Origin of the sequence: Rhodopseudomonas palustris, from assembly GCF_003226555.1 — a bacterium.
Lineage (GTDB): Bacteria > Pseudomonadota > Alphaproteobacteria > Rhizobiales > Xanthobacteraceae > Rhodopseudomonas > Rhodopseudomonas palustris_I.
The window spans coordinates 175,286-189,949 of record NZ_QKQS01000038.1 but is presented as its reverse complement, the minus strand read 5'-3'; the positions used below and the strand labels follow the sequence as shown (position 1 = coordinate 189,949).

14 protein-coding genes are annotated in these 14,664 nt (G+C 65.9%); 7 read left to right on the top strand and 7 right to left on the bottom strand.

The window, feature by feature from the left end:
- Positions 1 to 37 precede the first annotated feature (37 nt).
- Positions 38 to 1,087, bottom strand: coding sequence for a glycosyltransferase family 2 protein (locus tag DNX69_RS24745; protein ID WP_110788661.1), 1,050 nt, complete (start codon positions 1,085 to 1,087; stop codon positions 38 to 40).
- A gap of 149 nt (positions 1,088 to 1,236) precedes the next feature.
- On the opposite strand from DNX69_RS24745, the gene DNX69_RS24740 reads away from it, so the two are divergent.
- The 3 genes from DNX69_RS24740 (at position 1,237) to DNX69_RS24730 (ending at position 4,605) form a co-directional block, all read left to right on the top strand.
- Entirely contained in the window at positions 1,237 to 2,562 is a 1,326-nt protein-coding gene (locus tag DNX69_RS24740; RefSeq protein WP_110788660.1) for a glycosyltransferase family 4 protein, read from the top strand.
- A 7-nt stretch (positions 2,563 to 2,569) separates the two neighbouring features.
- Positions 2,570 to 3,841, top strand: coding sequence for an O-antigen ligase family protein (locus DNX69_RS24735; RefSeq protein ID WP_110788659.1), 1,272 nt, complete (start codon positions 2,570 to 2,572; stop codon positions 3,839 to 3,841).
- An 89-nt stretch (positions 3,842 to 3,930) separates the two neighbouring features.
- On the top strand, positions 3,931 to 4,605 hold the full coding sequence (locus DNX69_RS24730) for a DUF2147 domain-containing protein (RefSeq protein WP_110788658.1): 675 nt from the start codon (positions 3,931 to 3,933) through the stop codon (positions 4,603 to 4,605).
- A 45-nt stretch (positions 4,606 to 4,650) separates the two neighbouring features.
- Here the strand turns inward: DNX69_RS24730 and DNX69_RS24725 are convergent, their stop codons facing one another.
- The 3 genes from DNX69_RS24725 to DNX69_RS24715 form a co-directional block, all read right to left on the bottom strand.
- Positions 4,651 to 6,984 (bottom strand): TonB-dependent receptor, encoded by a 2,334-nt coding sequence (locus tag DNX69_RS24725; protein WP_110788657.1) that lies wholly within the window; start codon positions 6,982 to 6,984, stop codon positions 4,651 to 4,653.
- Between the two features lie 237 nt (positions 6,985 to 7,221).
- Positions 7,222 to 9,318, bottom strand: coding sequence for a hypothetical protein (locus tag DNX69_RS24720; protein ID WP_110788656.1), 2,097 nt, complete (start codon positions 9,316 to 9,318; stop codon positions 7,222 to 7,224).
- Positions 9,319 to 9,408: 90 nt separating this feature from the next.
- Positions 9,409 to 10,506 (bottom strand): UPF0104 family protein, encoded by a 1,098-nt coding sequence (locus DNX69_RS24715; RefSeq protein WP_110788655.1) that lies wholly within the window; start codon positions 10,504 to 10,506, stop codon positions 9,409 to 9,411.
- Between the two features lie 409 nt (positions 10,507 to 10,915).
- Between DNX69_RS24715 and DNX69_RS24710 the strand changes: the two genes are divergently transcribed.
- Entirely contained in the window at positions 10,916 to 11,422 is a 507-nt protein-coding gene (locus DNX69_RS24710) for a ferritin-like domain-containing protein (RefSeq protein ID WP_110788654.1), read from the top strand.
- Positions 11,423 to 11,524: 102 nt separating this feature from the next.
- Here DNX69_RS24710 and DNX69_RS24705 read toward each other — a convergent pair whose 3' ends face one another.
- Positions 11,525 to 11,965: a hypothetical protein gene (locus DNX69_RS24705; RefSeq protein ID WP_110788653.1), complete on the bottom strand. Its 441-nt coding sequence runs from the start codon at positions 11,963 to 11,965 to the stop codon at positions 11,525 to 11,527.
- Positions 11,966 to 12,114: 149 nt separating this feature from the next.
- Here DNX69_RS24705 and DNX69_RS24700 point away from each other — a divergent pair, with 149 nt between their 5' ends.
- The 3 genes from DNX69_RS24700 (at position 12,115) to DNX69_RS24690 (ending at position 13,616) form a co-directional block, all read left to right on the top strand.
- Positions 12,115 to 12,711 carry a hypothetical protein gene (locus DNX69_RS24700; protein ID WP_110788652.1) on the top strand — a complete coding sequence of 199 codons (597 nt, stop codon included), beginning with the start codon at positions 12,115 to 12,117 and terminating at the stop codon, positions 12,709 to 12,711.
- 139 nt (positions 12,712 to 12,850) lie between these two features.
- The gene (locus tag DNX69_RS24695; RefSeq protein WP_110788651.1) at positions 12,851 to 13,051 is read left to right on the top strand and encodes a DUF4160 domain-containing protein; all 201 of its coding nucleotides are present in this window, start codon (positions 12,851 to 12,853) and stop codon (positions 13,049 to 13,051) included.
- A complete protein-coding gene (locus tag DNX69_RS24690) occupies positions 13,038 to 13,616 on the top strand; it encodes a hypothetical protein (RefSeq protein WP_110788650.1) in 579 nt (192 codons plus the stop codon). The genes DNX69_RS24695 and DNX69_RS24690 overlap by 14 nt, the downstream gene beginning before the upstream one ends.
- Here DNX69_RS24690 and DNX69_RS24685 read toward each other — a convergent pair.
- Both DNX69_RS24685 and DNX69_RS24680 read right to left on the bottom strand, forming a co-directional pair.
- Positions 13,613 to 14,038, bottom strand: coding sequence for a universal stress protein (locus DNX69_RS24685; RefSeq protein WP_110788649.1), 426 nt, complete (start codon positions 14,036 to 14,038; stop codon positions 13,613 to 13,615). The genes DNX69_RS24690 and DNX69_RS24685 overlap by 4 nt on opposite strands.
- A gap of 46 nt (positions 14,039 to 14,084) precedes the next feature.
- Positions 14,085 to 14,615: a SixA phosphatase family protein gene (locus DNX69_RS24680; protein WP_110788648.1), complete on the bottom strand. Its 531-nt coding sequence runs from the start codon at positions 14,613 to 14,615 to the stop codon at positions 14,085 to 14,087.
- Positions 14,616 to 14,664 lie beyond the last annotated feature (49 nt).

Genomic DNA, 14,664 nt, shown 5'->3' with positions numbered 1-14,664 from the left:
ATGACGAGGCTACTGACTTGCCGTCGTGTTGGGGCTGCTACTTGCCGCCGAGCAGCAATTTTGCCGCTTTGAGCGGCCCGAGCCGGAGCAGAAGTCCCCACAGCGCTGCCCTCGGGATGGTGAGGTCTTCACGGCGCAGCAGGTTCTGAATCGCGGCTCGCGCGAATTTGCGTTCGCCAGCTGTCAGGTTGCGGAGCTGGGAGGCAATGGCGTCGAGATCGATCGCCGAGGCCGGGGTTGCGGCGGCGATGATCGGGTCGGCGAGTTCGAGAATCCGGAACAGCCTTGAGCTGTCGCGCTCGAATCGGCCAGGAGCGGGATCGTGCCAGTCCGGCGGCGCGGTCAGGGCGGTGGATGGGTCCGGCTGGCCGGCGCGTCGGGCCGCAGCGGCGAGTTTGGCGAGGCGGGCGGAGTAGATCTGGCGCAGTTGTCGCGTGCGGGTGACACTGCCGCCGTGCTCGCGGTAGCGGATCGACAGTTCCGGCAGAATCGCCACCTCGCCGACGTCGGCCAGCCGCAGCCAGAAATCGTAGTCCTCGCCGGCTTCGAACGCGGCGTGATAGCCGCCGACCCGGCGCGCGGCCTCGGCGCGGAACATCACGGTCGGATGGATGAACGGGCTTTTCTTCATCAGGGTCGCCCGCAAACCGTCCGGGCTCGGGCGCATGTCGCGGCCCTTGGGCTGACCGTTCTCGTCGATGACAGTGGCCCAGCCGCCGAGCAGAACCACCTCTGGGTGTTGCTCCATATAATCAACCTGCCGCGCCAGCCGGTCGGGCAGGGCGATGTCGTCGGCGTCGAGCCGCGCGATCAGCATGGCCCGTGCAGCCTCCAGCCCGCGGTTGAGGCCAGCCACCAGCCCGTCGCGCCGCTGCTGCAGGATCACCAAGCGCGGATCGGCGGCCGCAGCCTCGGCCAGAATCGCAGGTGTGGCGTCCACGGAACCGTCGTCGATCACCAAAAGCTCGAAGTCGGCAAATGTCTGGTCCCGGACGCTCCGGATCGCCTCGGCGACCCATCGTTCGCCGTCACGAACCGGCATGATCACCGAGACTTCGGGCTGCTCCGGCGGCACGCCATCCCTCATTGCTGTGCAGGCCTTCGACCGGCCAGCGGAGGAACTTAGACTCCGGGCGGGGACGCAATGCAAGCGGTCGGCATTGACGCTGCAAAGCCGAACCCGCTAGACCCGCCGGTCAGCGGCCGCCGGGCCGGACACCAAAGACGGACAGCACCTTGTATCAGCCCGCCGACCGGAACGATCAGCCCTGGCTGTGGATGGACGTCTCGACCAGCGCGCGGGCGCGCTCCGGCCAGATGAACGGTACGCTGCGGGTCGAACAAAGTTACATCCGGGCTCTGTCGGCCGAAATGGCGCCGGGGTTGCGGTTCTGCCGCTACGAGCCGTTGCGGAGCGACTACGTCGCGGTCGCAGTCCCACCCGATCTGAGCGGCAAGCCTGTCGCCGGCAAGGCCAAGGCGAAGCAGGCGAGCGGGATCGCCGCTGTGCTGAAGCCAATCGGCAAGTCCGTCGAGCGCACCGTGAAGACCGCAGTTCGCGGCGCGACCGCGTCGCTGTTGCGCAAGGCGAGCCAGGCCGAGCCGCTGCCGAAGCTCGGCGGCGACGGGCTCGGCGAGGTGCTGTTTCTGGCCGGCGAGAACTGGTCGCGGGTCGATTTTTCTGCTGTCGTCCGGATGCGCCGCGAGCGCGGCACCAAGGTGGCGGCGCTGTGCCAGGACTTCATCCCGGCGGTGGCGCCGCAGTTCTTTGCCGGCGGCGACTTCGTCGCCAAGTTCGACGCCTATGCGCAGTTCCTGATCAAGGAAACCGATCTCGTGGTGTCGATCTCGGAGGCGACCAAGCGCGATATCCTCGGCTATGCGCAGCGCCATGGCGGGATGCGCGGCAACGTCGAGATCGTCCATCTCGGCGCTGATATTCCGGCGCCGCAAACGGCACGGCGGCCGGCGGCGCTGAGCGAGACGCAAGCCGCGCGTTTCGTGATCAGCGTCTCGACCATTCAGTCGCGCAAGAATTTCGATCTCTTGTACCACCTGTGGCACCGGCTCACCCAGCAGAACACGCCCAACCTGCCGACGCTGGTGATCGTCGGCCAGCCTGGATTCGGGAGCGCCGACCTGCTGTGGCAGATCGCCAACGATCCGGTCACGGCGGATTCGATCGTCCATTTGCCGCGCGCCGGCGATGACGAACTGGCATGGCTGTACCAGCACTGCCAGTTCACGTTGTATCCGTCGTTTTATGAGGGATGGGGACTGCCGGTATCTGAAAGCTTGGCCTTCGGCAAATACTGCCTTGCCTCCGATGCCTCGTCGCTCCCGGAAGCCGGTGCAGGTCTCGCCCGCCATCTTGATCCGCTTGATTTTGCAGCCTGGCGGACCGCGATCCTTGACCTGATTGCCGCGCCTGAGCAACTTGCCCATCACGAGGCTGCGATCCGCGCCGGTTATCGCCCGGTGACCTGGGCTCAATCGGCAACTCAGCTCGCCGGCGTGCTGCGCGGTCTGGCCGCGACGGGGTCGTCTGCACACCCCAGATAGAGGTTTCATGGTGTCTGTTGCCGCTCAATCGTCGCCGCCGAATTCGCTGTTCGATCGGAGCCGTGCCTGGCTGTTGGCAGTCAAAGCGCCGGAGCGGCTGTTCGTGCTGGTGATGTGCCTGATGTATCTGATGCACAACATCTGGCTGTCGCGGACCATCCTCTGGTTCCTGGTGTTGCCGACGCTGCTGATCACCGCGCTGCCGCTGCGCAACCTCGTGCCGATCGTCAAGTCCGGGGTCTTCCTCGCCTCGGCCGTCTTTATGGCTGTCATCATCGTCACGTCGCTGCTCGGCGACGGCGTGCCCGGCGCCTTGCTCTGGAAGAACATCCGCTACGTCGCGGCGGTGCTGGTGTTCATCATGATCGTGGCTCATCTCGCCAGCCGTGATGGCGACTTTCTTCGCGTGTTGTTTCTCTGGCTCGCGCCGGTGGCGGCGTTCGCCGCAATTCGCGACGTCGGCACGTTCAGCCATTGGTCGGTATCGGAGATGCTGACGGTGCGGCTGCAGGGCACCAAGGGGTTGAGCCTGTACTACAATTCCAACGTCGTCGGCCTGATGTATGCGATGCCGTGCGTCGGCGCAGTGGCGATGATGGCGACGCGGCGGTTGCGTCCCTGGCAGTTCGTGTTGCTGTTTGTGTCTGCGCTGGTGCTGCTCGCCGCGGTGCTGCTGTCGGGAAGCCGGGGATCATTGATGGCGACGCTCGCCGGCATCGGTGTGGCGGTGCTGCTCGCAGCCAATTGGCGGATCGCAGCGGCGGTCGTTGCGCTCGTCGGGATCGCCGCGGTGGCGACGCTGCTGACGCCGCTTGCGAGTGAATTGGTGCAGCGTAAGGACAGTCTGCGGTTCGAGCTGTGGCCGGTGTATCTTCATATGGTGACGCTGAAGCCGTGGTTCGGCTACGGTCTTGCTTTCGATCCCCGCGTTACGCTGCCGAATGGCATCGAGGTGATGAACGGTCACAACATCTTCATGTGTGCGGCCGTCCGCGGCGGCGTGATCGCGGCGCTTGCGTTGGCGGCGGTGGCGCTCACCGCATTGGTGAGCGGCTGGCGCGCATTCCGCCGTACCGGAAAGGTCGCGGGACTGGCGTTGCTCGCGGCCGGATTGGTGGCGAGTTCGGTCGACTATGAGATCATCCCCAGCGATCTCGGCTATCTCTATGTCCTGCTCTGGTTGCCGGTGGCGATCTGCCTCGGCTCCGCGCTGATCCCAACGGGGCCGGTTCCCGCGACGCGGCCTGTTAGGTCGCCCGCTGACATCGCCACGTCATAAAATCGGTCCCGATCCGCCGCGCTCTGCTCACTGGATTGCCGGATCGATCCGCCATATTGTCGTCTCATCGCGGTGTTTCAGGTGTTGCTATGATCACACATCGACCGACTACACATCGACCGATCCGATTAGTCGCGCAGGCCGCTGTCGCGGCTTTCGCGCTGTTGCTATCCGCGGCCGCCCCGTCGGTTGCCGCGGAACCCACCGCTGCAGGCCTCTGGCAGCGCACCGACACCGGCAAGCCCGGCGGCAAGCCGGTGGTCTGGGTGCTGATGCTCGATCGCGGCAACAACATGTACGAAGGCGTCGTCGCCAAGAGCTTTCCGCAGGCAGGGCAACCCAACCTGACAATTTGCGACGAATGCGAGGACGACCGCAAGAACCAGCCGATCCTGGGCATCTCGCTGATCCGCGACATGAAGCGGAAGGGCCGTGTCTATGAGAACGGCAACATCCTCGATCCGCGCAACGGCGACGTGTGGAAGGCGATGCTGACGGTCAGCCCCGATGGCCAGACTCTGACGCTGCGCGGCTATCTGATGACGCCCGCACTCGGCCAGGACGAGGACTGGTTCAGGTTGCCCGACAGCGCGATCTCTCAACTCGATCCGGAGATCGTCGCCAAGTTCATGCCCGAGCAGGCCGCGACCCAGGCGGCGCAGGCCGGCAAGCCGGCCGCGGTTCCCGGCACCGCCGGCAAGGCCAAGGCTGCCCCGGCACCGGCCCACAAGGGCGGCGCGATGGCGCCGGCCCCGGTGAGATAAGACTGCCCGATCAGCGGCGGCCACGTATCGAGATGGCCGCCGCACTCAGAAATCCACCGTCATCGACAGCCACAACGTGCGTGGCATGCCGAGGATGAGGTAGCCGGACGGGTTGGCGGTCCAATAACGCTTGTCGGCGATGTTGGTCACGCTGGCCCGGAAGGTGGTCGGCCGCCCGCCCAGCTTGGTGAAATAGCGCGCGCCGATATCGAACGTCGTCCAGCTCGGCACGTCCTGCAGATTGTCGGCGCTGACATAGGCCTTGCTGGTATACACCGCGCGCGCGGTTGCGGTGAGACCGGGTACGAACGGCGTATCCCATTCGACGCCGAGATTGCCTTGCAGGTCGGGCGCCGCGATGGCGTGATTGCCGTCGTTGAGATGTCCCGCCGTCTGGGTGAGCCGGGCGTCAAGCCATGTGACGCCGCCGAGAATGCGGACTCCGCTCGCGATCTCGCCGAAGGTCATCAGCTCGATGCCGCGGTTCCTCTGCTCGCCGTCGAGGCTGAAGATCTTGGTGACCGGATCGAGCACGCCGCTCGGCTGACTGATCTGGAACGCCGCCAGGGTGGCGCCGAACCGTCCGAAGTCGAGCTTGGTGCCGACCTCGTATTGCTTGCTCTTGAACGGTGCGAACACCTGATTGGGGTTCGCCGCCCCGGACGGCGCGGTGGGCCCCGCCGACAGGCCTTCGATATAGCTGGCATACAGCGACAGATACTGCAGCGGCCGAATCACCAGAGCCAGCGACGGCGATGTCGCGCTCTGATCGTAAGCCGTCGTGGTGACGCCGGTGATCGGGGCGTAGCTGTTCGAGATCACCTGCTGCTGACGGGCGCCGACGGTCAGTTGGACGGCGCCGTTCAGGATCGACAGCGTGTCGGCCATCCCGATGCTCCGCAGTTCGAGCGTGCTGCCCTTGCTTTCCGGAAAATAAGACGCCGGTCGGCCCGGCCCGGTCAGCATGGTCGGGGCGTAGATGTTGGTGCGATAATTTCCGTACAGCGTTTGTCCGAGCCAATTGGTCTGCGTCAATGCAGAGCCGCTGATGACCACTTCATGGTCGATCGGCCCGGTGGTGAGACGCGACCGCACGCCGGCTTCTCCAGAGACGGCGTCGGACTTGCCGGTCTGAAACGTCGAGGTCGACTGCGCATCGCCGGCCGAGTTGAGAATCGTCGGACCCGGCGACTCGCGTTTGTCGAAGCCGAACAGGTTCCCGCCGACTGCGCCGAACACCGTGACGTCGGGCGTCAAATCGTATTCGGCACGCGTGAGGCCGGTGACGCTCCGCGAACGTGAGTAGTCGAACGGCTGGGACAGGTTGATCCTGGGATCGGGCGCCGCCGGCACGGCGATTCCCGGCACCGGGCCGTAGCCGCGCGTGCCGGACTTGAGCCAATCATCCTGATAGATCAGGTCGGCCGACCACCTGAAGCGTTCACTGCGATAGTCGATGCCGAGCGAGCCGGCCCCGTCACGGATCGACTGTCCGTCGATCGCCGGCCAACCGCCTTCGAATGCGCCGTTGGCGCGCACGCCCCACTGTTTCTGGTCGCCGTAGCGGCGCGAGACGTCGATGTTGTTGGTGAAGCGGGCATCGGACATGTAGCCGGCGGTGTAGCGGGTCAGCGGATCGTCGCCGGCCCGCTTGGTCACGACGTTGACGGTGCCGCCGATGGAGCCGCGCGGCGACATCCCGTACAGGAAAGAGGCGGGGCCCTTGAGCAGTTCGATGCGGGCGATCGGCGCCGGGTTGATGCGATAGTTCGGAACGAGGCCAAACAGCCCGTTCAGCGCGAAGTCGCTGTTGTCGACGCGGAAGCCGCGAATGGTCAGCGCATCGTATCGGTTGCCGGCGCCGATCGCGGCGCGAACCGATGGGTCGCTGTTGGTCAGCACTTCGGCGACGCTGGTGGCCTGCTGATCGCGAACGGTCTGGTCGGTGTAGCTGGTGAGGCTGAACGGCGTCGCCATATAGTCCTTGTTGCCGAGCAGGCCGAGCTGCGCGCCGCGCGCGACCTGGCCGCCCGTGTAGCTGGACGGCTGGGCCGCCCGCTGTGCGCCGAGCGACGGGACCGGCGCTGCGGCGGCATCGTTGCGCGTCGTCCGCCCGCGCGGCGCGGCTGGCTGCGATGCGGCGGCGGGCCTTCGTTGCGCCCGGGCGACCGCGCGCCGCCGCACCGGAGCGTCGACCACGACAGACGGGAGGGCCTGACTCGGGGAGGACGACGGGCCGGCTGCCGTGACGGCCGGGCGTGCCGTTGCGGCGGCGGTCGGACCTGCTTGTTGCGCCTGTGCTGCATGCGCCGTCAGCAGGATCGATACGCAGGCCAGAGGGAGTGCCGCCGCGCGCGGCGAATTCAGGTCGTTCAACATTCCGTCCCCAAGCGTGTTTGCTTCGTGCTTGATTGCGACAGGATCAATCAGAGGTGATCGAGTCCCGCGGTCGTGCGCACGCTAAGGAGGACGGTATCCGGCTCCTAATAGAGCCGTTCCAGTTGAGGTAGCTTCTTAGACTGATCGTCAGGGTTGTGTTTTGTGGCGGGAGTCCGGCAGACGAGAGTGGCCGCAGTGTCCACTCTGCGATGCGGTCACCCAGGATCGTGCGGATGCTCAGTCCGCGCTCGGAACTGGCGCCTGCGGTGGCGGCAGCGGCAGGCTCTCGACGTCGGGGCCGCCGGGCTGCAACGACAGCACGGATTCGACTGCCGGCAACGCGGCGTCGGCCATCGCGGCATGGCCTTCGGCCGTCGGATGGATCGCGCCGCCATACACCGCCGACACCACGCCCCACGTCGCATCGTGGATATCGGCCGGCTGGATCGCCGCGGCCAAGCCTTGCGGGTAGGTCATCGCCGCGAAGTAGCTGTCGTTGGCGTCGCGGATCCAGCGCGCGCGCGGCAGATAGGCGCGGTAGTTGCTGGCGCCGGCGCCGCAGGTCATTGGTGAGCTGCCGGCGGTGACGATGTCGGGGTTGAAGCTGTTGCCGCTCTGCGAGAAGCAGGTGCGATCGAATTCCGGGTCGGTGGCGGCGCGGGCGCAGAAGCCGTGCTCGGCGAACACCCGCTGATGGGAATCGACGAAGGTCATGCGGTCGGCCGACGGATCGCGGCACAGCACCCCGTTGGCGCATTGCGCCAGATCCTTCAGCCGCGGCAGAAATTCGTTGTCGACGAACGAGCTGACGGCGCCGAGCCGGGTCGGGTCGGCGTTGAACGAGGGATGGATGTCGAAACCGGCCGGACCGCCGGGGCATGGCGTACCGCGGCTCGCCAGTGCCGGATTGGCATAGGCGACATAGACCACCCGCGACAGATCCTCGACCATCGGCTTCAGCGCCTCGCGCAGCCGGGCAAAATCCCGCGGCAGGGTGCGGGCCAGCGCGGTGCGCGACTCGTCGACTGAGCCGATCACGCCGGAGCGGCGGAATAGCGCCCGCTCGGTCGGAGAGTCGACGATAACGTCGGCGACCAGACCGGAGAAGTTGATGTCGTTGGCGCCGATCGACAGCAGAACCAGGTCGAGGTTGCGGTTCGGCTGGCGGCGATGCGCTGCGGCGAGCGCGGCGCGCAGTTCGCCGAGCTGACCGTCGACACTGCCCGGGCAGGTCGTTCCGGATTTGGTGCGGATGCACTCGCGGGCGCGCTGCGAACCGAACAGCCCATCGGCGATGGTGGCGCCGGTGCAGGCCAGCGGCAGATAGGTGACGGCGATGTGCGGATGACGAACCGCGAGCGCCAGCGCAGTGCGGGTCTGGTAGCTGTACAGCGAGCGGTGGCAGGCGGCGTTGAACCAGGTCGCCGAATAGCGCTGCCAGTTCGCCAGCGTGTCGGGCGCCTCGCAGGCGCGGCCGCCTTTGAAGCCGGCGCGGCTCGGCCGGTAGAACTGGCCGGTGCCGCTGCCGAGATAGGATTTGAAGCAGAAGCCCTCGTCCGACAGAGCGATCGCGCGGTCGGGGTTGCCTTCGCCCGAGCCGATCGAGTCGCCGAGGCCGGCGATGAAGAAATCGCGCACCCGAATCTGAGTGGTGACGCGCAGCGGCGCGTCGGCGCCGCTGGTGACGTCGACGGTGGCGCTCGTCGGCTTGCCGTAGCGGGCGCGGAAATTGATCGGTTCGGCGCAATCCTGGGTGGCGTTGCGCGGGCCGTCGCCGTCGTCGAACGTCCAGGCACAGATCGCGCCGACCGGGATCGCCCCGGTCAGCCGCACCGTGACCGGATGCTCGGTCGGTGTCAGATAGCTCTCCTTGACGCCGTCGCGGGTGCAAGGCTCGTTGACGCGGCCGGCGAGGTCGATGCACAGCCGGTTGACGGCATTGCGAGCCCAGCCGCGGCCTTCACTTTGCCGGCCGAGCGTCTCCTCCGAGGCCAGCACGGTCAGTCCGTTCAGCGCCTCGACCTGCTCGCGGAAATCGCGCTCCTCCCGGAACAGCCGGAAACGGTTGCGCACTTCCCAACTGATCTGCATCGAGCCGTCGGTGAGCGGCACCGCCGCAATCGGCGGGGCCGCTGCCGGTGGCGCAGTGGGCGCCGGCGCTGCGCCGGGTGGCGCTGTCGTGGGGGGCGCTGCCGTTGGGGGCGTCGCGGGGGCAGCCGGTTCGGGACTGCTCGATCCGCCGAACAGCGAGAACTGAGCCAAAGCGGGGGCCGACCAGGCGCCTGCCGCGCCGGTCAGCAGCAACAACAACGCCAGGAAGCGGAAACGGGACATGTCACCACGCGGTCAACAAGGATCGCGGCCATTGACGCTGCGGTTGAGGCCAAAATATGGGGCCGCCGCGGCGTTGAACGAATCTCGCGATCAGAGCTTCGGAGAACGGTGCAGGGCTTGTCCGACCGGTGCCCGGACCGGAGCTGCGGCAGGGGTGGGCGTTGCGGCGGTGGCCGCGTGGCCGTCGGCGCAGCCGTTGCGGCGCTCTCGCCAGGGCTTGATCACGCTCAGCCAGATCTCGCGGAAGCCCATGATCGAGATTGCGACCCCGAACGGCAGCAGGAAGTACAGCACGCGGTAGATCAACAGCGTCGCGATCACGTCCTCGCGGGCGAACATCGGCAGCGCCACCAGCATCGCGGCGTCGAACACGCCGAGGCTGCCTGGCGCGTGGCTGGCAAAGCCGAGCAGGGTGGCGAGGATGAACACCACCGCCAGCGATACGTAGTCGATATACGGCTCGGAGGGCATCAGCAGGTACATCGCCAGGGCGCAGAAGCCGAGATCGACCACGCCGATCAGCACCTGCACCAGGGTCAGCTTGGCCGATGGCAGCACCACCTTCCAGCCGTTCTGGCCGAGCTCGCGGCGTTTTTTGCCGGTCGCCAGCCAGATGAAATAGGCGGCGATGCCGGCCAGACAGGCGACGCCGATCAGCCGGTTGATCTCGTCGGGCAGCAGATCCATCGCGCTGGCCGCGGCCGGATGCCAGATCATGCCGATGCCGAGCACGAACAGGTTGCCGAGCCAGAACGTCAAACCGGAGATGAAGCAGATCTTGGCGACGTCGATCGCCGACAGGCCGTAGTCGGAATAGATCCGGAACCGGATCGCGCCGCCGGTGAAGACCGTGGCGCCGAGATTGTGGCCGATGACGTAGGAGGTGAACGCCGACATTGCGGCGATGCGGTACGGCACGTGCAGCTTGCCGATCGTGCGCAGCGCGAAGAAATCGTAGAACGTCAGGGTGCAGAACGCACCGACCACGCACAGTGCCGCCAGCCCGATCTGGGTGGGGCTCTTGTCGGTCAGCGCGGTCAGAATGACGGTGTGATCGACCCCTTTGAGGGTTCGGATCAGCGACGAAATCGCGAAGCCGATAATCAGGATGCTGGCGACGATACCGACACGTTTCCAGCCGATATACGTCTTGAAGCCACGCCCCAGCGCGCTCAGCAGTCGATGCATTCGTCCTCCCGGCGGGGCGGCAACGCGACGAACGCCATCTGCAGCGCGACCCTGCTACCGGCGTCCGACTTACTCATCCGTGCAATTCCTTAGGGCATAAAGGGCCCGTCGTGCAATCCGCCGTACTGTCGCGAGCGAACCGCGCATCCATGAGACGGTCGGCGGCTGGCGCCCTTGACGTGGCGCAAACGAGCCGACCGGTGGCTGCATGGCCGCTCCCTGCCGGGGCGCCGTGCTGGCCGAGCCCGCTGGATATAGGGCGCTGGCGCTCTTTGCGCCATCGCGACTGATCGTCCCGCGGAACCGCGGAACGGCGATCGCCGCCGCTGGTTAACGCCTCGAATGCCGTGGAGGGCGCCGGACGGATTGCCGTTCCGACTCGCCTCAGGCCAACCAGAGAGGAACCGCGATGGGACTTTTCACCAAAGACATCAAGACGATGGACGACCTGTTCGTGCACCAATTGCAGGACATCTACTACGCCGAAAAACAGCTCCTGAAGGCGATCCCGAAAATGGCCGACAAGGCCTCGGATCCGATGCTGAAGCAGGGGTTCCTGAGCCATCTCGACGAAACCAAGGGCCATGTGAAGCGGCTGGAGCAGGTGTTCGAAATGCACGGCGTTCGGCCGAAGGCGGTCGATTGCCCGGCGATCGACGGCATCATCGAGGAAGCCGATGAAACCGCCGGTGAAGTCGATGACAAGAAGGTGCTCGACGCCGCACTGATCAATGCAGCTCAGGCGGTGGAGCACTACGAAATCGTCCGCTACGGCAGCCTGGTTTCATGGGCCAAGCTGCTCGGCAGAAATGACTGCGCCGCGGTGCTGCAGAAGACGCTCGACGAAGAGAAGGCGACCGACAAGAAGCTCAATACGCTCGCCGAGAGCCAGATCAACCTGCGTGCGGCGGGGTGAGCCGGTTGGCGACAATCTTGTGACGCGATGATGAGGCCAAAGGCCGCGCGGATGTCCGCGCGGCCTTTGGTGTTTTCAACAGGGTGGTGAGTCCGCCCGCGGTTAGACTTTGCGCAACGCGAAATAAGCGCCGCAGAACGCCATCGCGGCGCCAAGCAGCAGGGTCACCAGACCTGCGATCACGCTGGCTGCGGTCGGTACGGCGGAGGGCGCCGAGGCGGCTTGCCCGGCGGCGGCGAGCACCAACACCATCACCACGATCAGAAACTGACGCAGCCGCGGTGGAATCTGGCCGGCCACGGCGTGGTTCATCAGCCGCGCCGTGAAGTAACCGCCGCTAAATCCGGCGGTCGCAACCAGCCACCACGCCAGCGCCGCGCTCGCCGGCATGAAGTTGCCGGAATCGTTGCGCCATAGGCCGCCGAGATCGAGGCCGATGCGTTGGCCGAGCATATGCAGCGCCAGCGCCAGCAACAGGCCGGACATCAGGGCGCCGCCCAGGATCAGGTGGCGAGGATAGGGAGCGACTCTGGTTTCGGGCATAGTTGGGTCCGTGCGAAAGCCGGATTGTAGAAAGCAGCATCCCCGACGACAAGTTGATGCGGGCAAACCGGGGCGTGCGGGCCGAGGCCGCATTGCGTCGCCGCTTGGGTTCCGGCAATGACGGCGGACCGGCAGAGAGGGCTTTCACCTTGGCTTCACGATCCGATCCAGAAGAGCAGGGCGATGCCGGGGCGGCTTACGCTTACAAAGCCTCGCTGATCGGTGCGGCACAGCAATTCGAACTCGGCGAGGCAGGTCTGATCTGGCGGATCGGGCCGAAAGCCGGGCTTTGGCCTTATGCGACCATCGCCAAGGTGCGGCTGAGCTACCGGCCGGTGTCGATGCAATCACGCCGCTACCGCGCCGACATCGAAGACGTCTCCGGCGGGCGGCTGCGGATCTTGTCGACCACCTGGCAGACCGTCGCGTTGATGGCGCCGCAAGATCAAGCGTATCGGGAGTTCATGCTCGAACTGCACCGCCGGATGCGCGCCGCCGGCAGCCGAGCCGAACTGATCGGGGGGCTGCCGCCGATGGTCCACACCGCTGCTCTGGTGCTGATCGCGCTGGTCGCCGCAGCGCTCACCGGGCTGCTGGCACGTGCGGTGGCGGTCGGGTCATGGTCGGGCGCGCTGTTCCTGGCCGGCTTCGCGCTGCTGTTCGGCTGGCAGATCGGCGGCTTCATCCGCCGCAACCGCCCGCGCCGCTACACCTTCGACGACGTGCCGAAGGATCTACTGCCGTAACCGAATATACCAAGCAGCGCAGGCCAACATTCTGAATCAGGAATTTCACGTCCTTGTTTTTGTGCAATGATTGCATCATATTTGTAGGAGCGTCGCTGTTGAGAGCCTCAATGCATCCCTCAGCAACTGCAAGATCTATGTGTATGCCGGAGATCACAACCCGCCCCATTTTCACCTGAGGGGTCCCAATTCGAGGGCGCTGGTCGATATCGTCACGCTCGAAGTGATCGCCGGACAGGCGTCGAGAAGTGATCTCGAGGAGGCGAGAACGTGGGCGAGGCGGGCCGAAAACCAGGCCGTGCTGATCGCGGAACGGAGGCGGCTGAATGAGCGCGAATGAGGTCGTCGACAGCGGCGTGATCATGCCCCGGATCGCCAAGGTCGAACCGTTGCCCGATGCCACACTCAGGATCGTCTGGGCGGAAGGCCGTCGAGCGGGGCGCGAGGATGTAGTCGATCTCAGCCCTGCGATCTACAGCTACAAGATCTTCAGACCGCTTCGCGGCAACGGAGCGTTGTTCTCGACGGCTCATCTCGTTGAAGACGGCGACGTGGTCGCCTGGAATGGCGATGATCTGGAGATGACGGCCGATCTGTTGCAGGCTCTTGCAGAAGAGACCATGAATCCGAAGGATTTCGTCGCGTTCCTGGCTCGGCACAAGCTGACTCAGGAGGAGGCGGGGGTGTTGCTCGGCCGCAGCCGCAGGCAGATCGCGAACTACGTGTCGGTGGGGCCGATCCCTCGCGTTGTCGCGTTGGCCTGCTACGGATTCGAGGCCAGAAAGCGAGACGCGGTGATTGCGCGGGAGATCCAGACGTCAGCTGCGACGCTGGGTAATCCGGAGCTGACACCGGAGAAGCAAAAAGGCGGCAAGGCCGCGTCAGTCGTGCGGGAGCCGACTTAGTCCCGCACCACCAGCACCGAGCAGGGGGCGTAGCGGACGACGTGGCCGGCATTGGAGCCGAGGAAGTAGCTGCGCATCGCGGGGCGGTGCGAACTCATCACGATCAGATCGGCGCTGATCGCCGCGACCTCTTCGAGGATCTCATGATAGATGCCGCCTTGGCGTACATTGGTCGACAGCCGCTGCGGCGGGATGCCGGAATTGTGTGCGATCTCGGCCAGTGCCGCTTCGGCCGATTGCCGCTGCTGATCGTCGAAATCCGCCGGAACGTATTCGGCCAGCATCACCGGGGTAATCGCCAGCACGTGCAGCAGTCGCACCTTGCCGTCGTAGCTTTCGGCCAGCTTGGCGGCGGTCGCGATCGCCGGCTGCGCCAGGGCGGTCTCGACCAGATCGATCGGCACCAGGATGGACTTGAACATCGCCGTCACCTCCTGATCAACGGAAGGGCGGGCTCATCGTCTTCCGTCAGCTCGCCTCGCGCAACACTTTCGGGCTGACGAAATGCTGCAGCTTGCCGGTGCCGAACGAGGCGTCGGCCCAATCCGCGATCGGGAAATCGATCACCGCCACCGCGGCGGTGGGCATGCTGCCGGATATCTGTCGCCGCTGCGCCTCGTTGCAGGTGCAGGTCAGCGCCAGCGCCAATTCGTGCAGGCCTGGATTGTGCCCGATCAGCATCAGCCGGTTGATGCCGGCCGAGACCTCGTGGATCGCCTGCAGCAGCTGCGAGGCGCTCGCGCTGTACAGCTCCGGCAGGTATTCGACCTGCGGCGCCGCGTTCGCCGGAAACAGTTCGGACAGCACGTCCCAGGTCTGGCGGGTGCGGGTGGCGGTCGAGATCAGCACCTGGTCCGGGACCAGGTGCTCGGCAGCCAGCCAAGTGGCGATCTCGGCGGCGTCGCTGCGGCCGCGGTCTTCCAGGCGGCGATCATGATCCTTGCCGCTCGGCGCGTCCCTCTCGGTTTTGGCGTGTCGCAGCAAAATCAGACGGCGCATGAGTCGTTTCCAACGGGCGGAGCTTGCGGATTAATCGAGACCAGCGGCG

Excerpts from the sequence above, each read along its gene's own strand:
- DNX69_RS24680 (WP_110788648.1), bottom strand. The coding sequence starts at position 14,615 with ATGCGCCGTCTGATTTTGCTGCGACACGCCAAAACCGAGAGGGACGCG.
- DNX69_RS24710 (WP_110788654.1), top strand. The coding sequence starts at position 10,916 with ATGGGACTTTTCACCAAAGACATCAAGACGATGGACGACCTGTTCGTG.
- DNX69_RS24705 (WP_110788653.1), bottom strand. The coding sequence starts at position 11,965 with ATGCCCGAAACCAGAGTCGCTCCCTATCCTCGCCACCTGATCCTGGGC.
- DNX69_RS24730 (WP_110788658.1), top strand. The coding sequence starts at position 3,931 with ATGATCACACATCGACCGACTACACATCGACCGATCCGATTAGTCGCG.
- DNX69_RS24715 (WP_110788655.1), bottom strand. The coding sequence starts at position 10,506 with ATGCATCGACTGCTGAGCGCGCTGGGGCGTGGCTTCAAGACGTATATC.
- DNX69_RS24720 (WP_110788656.1), bottom strand. The coding sequence starts at position 9,318 with ATGTCCCGTTTCCGCTTCCTGGCGTTGTTGTTGCTGCTGACCGGCGCG.
- DNX69_RS24725 (WP_110788657.1), bottom strand. The coding sequence starts at position 6,984 with ATGTTGAACGACCTGAATTCGCCGCGCGCGGCGGCACTCCCTCTGGCC.
- DNX69_RS24735 (WP_110788659.1), top strand. The coding sequence starts at position 2,570 with ATGGTGTCTGTTGCCGCTCAATCGTCGCCGCCGAATTCGCTGTTCGAT.
- DNX69_RS24745 (WP_110788661.1), bottom strand. The coding sequence starts at position 1,087 with ATGAGGGATGGCGTGCCGCCGGAGCAGCCCGAAGTCTCGGTGATCATG.
- DNX69_RS24690 (WP_110788650.1), top strand. The coding sequence starts at position 13,038 with ATGAGCGCGAATGAGGTCGTCGACAGCGGCGTGATCATGCCCCGGATC.
- DNX69_RS24685 (WP_110788649.1), bottom strand. The coding sequence starts at position 14,038 with ATGTTCAAGTCCATCCTGGTGCCGATCGATCTGGTCGAGACCGCCCTG.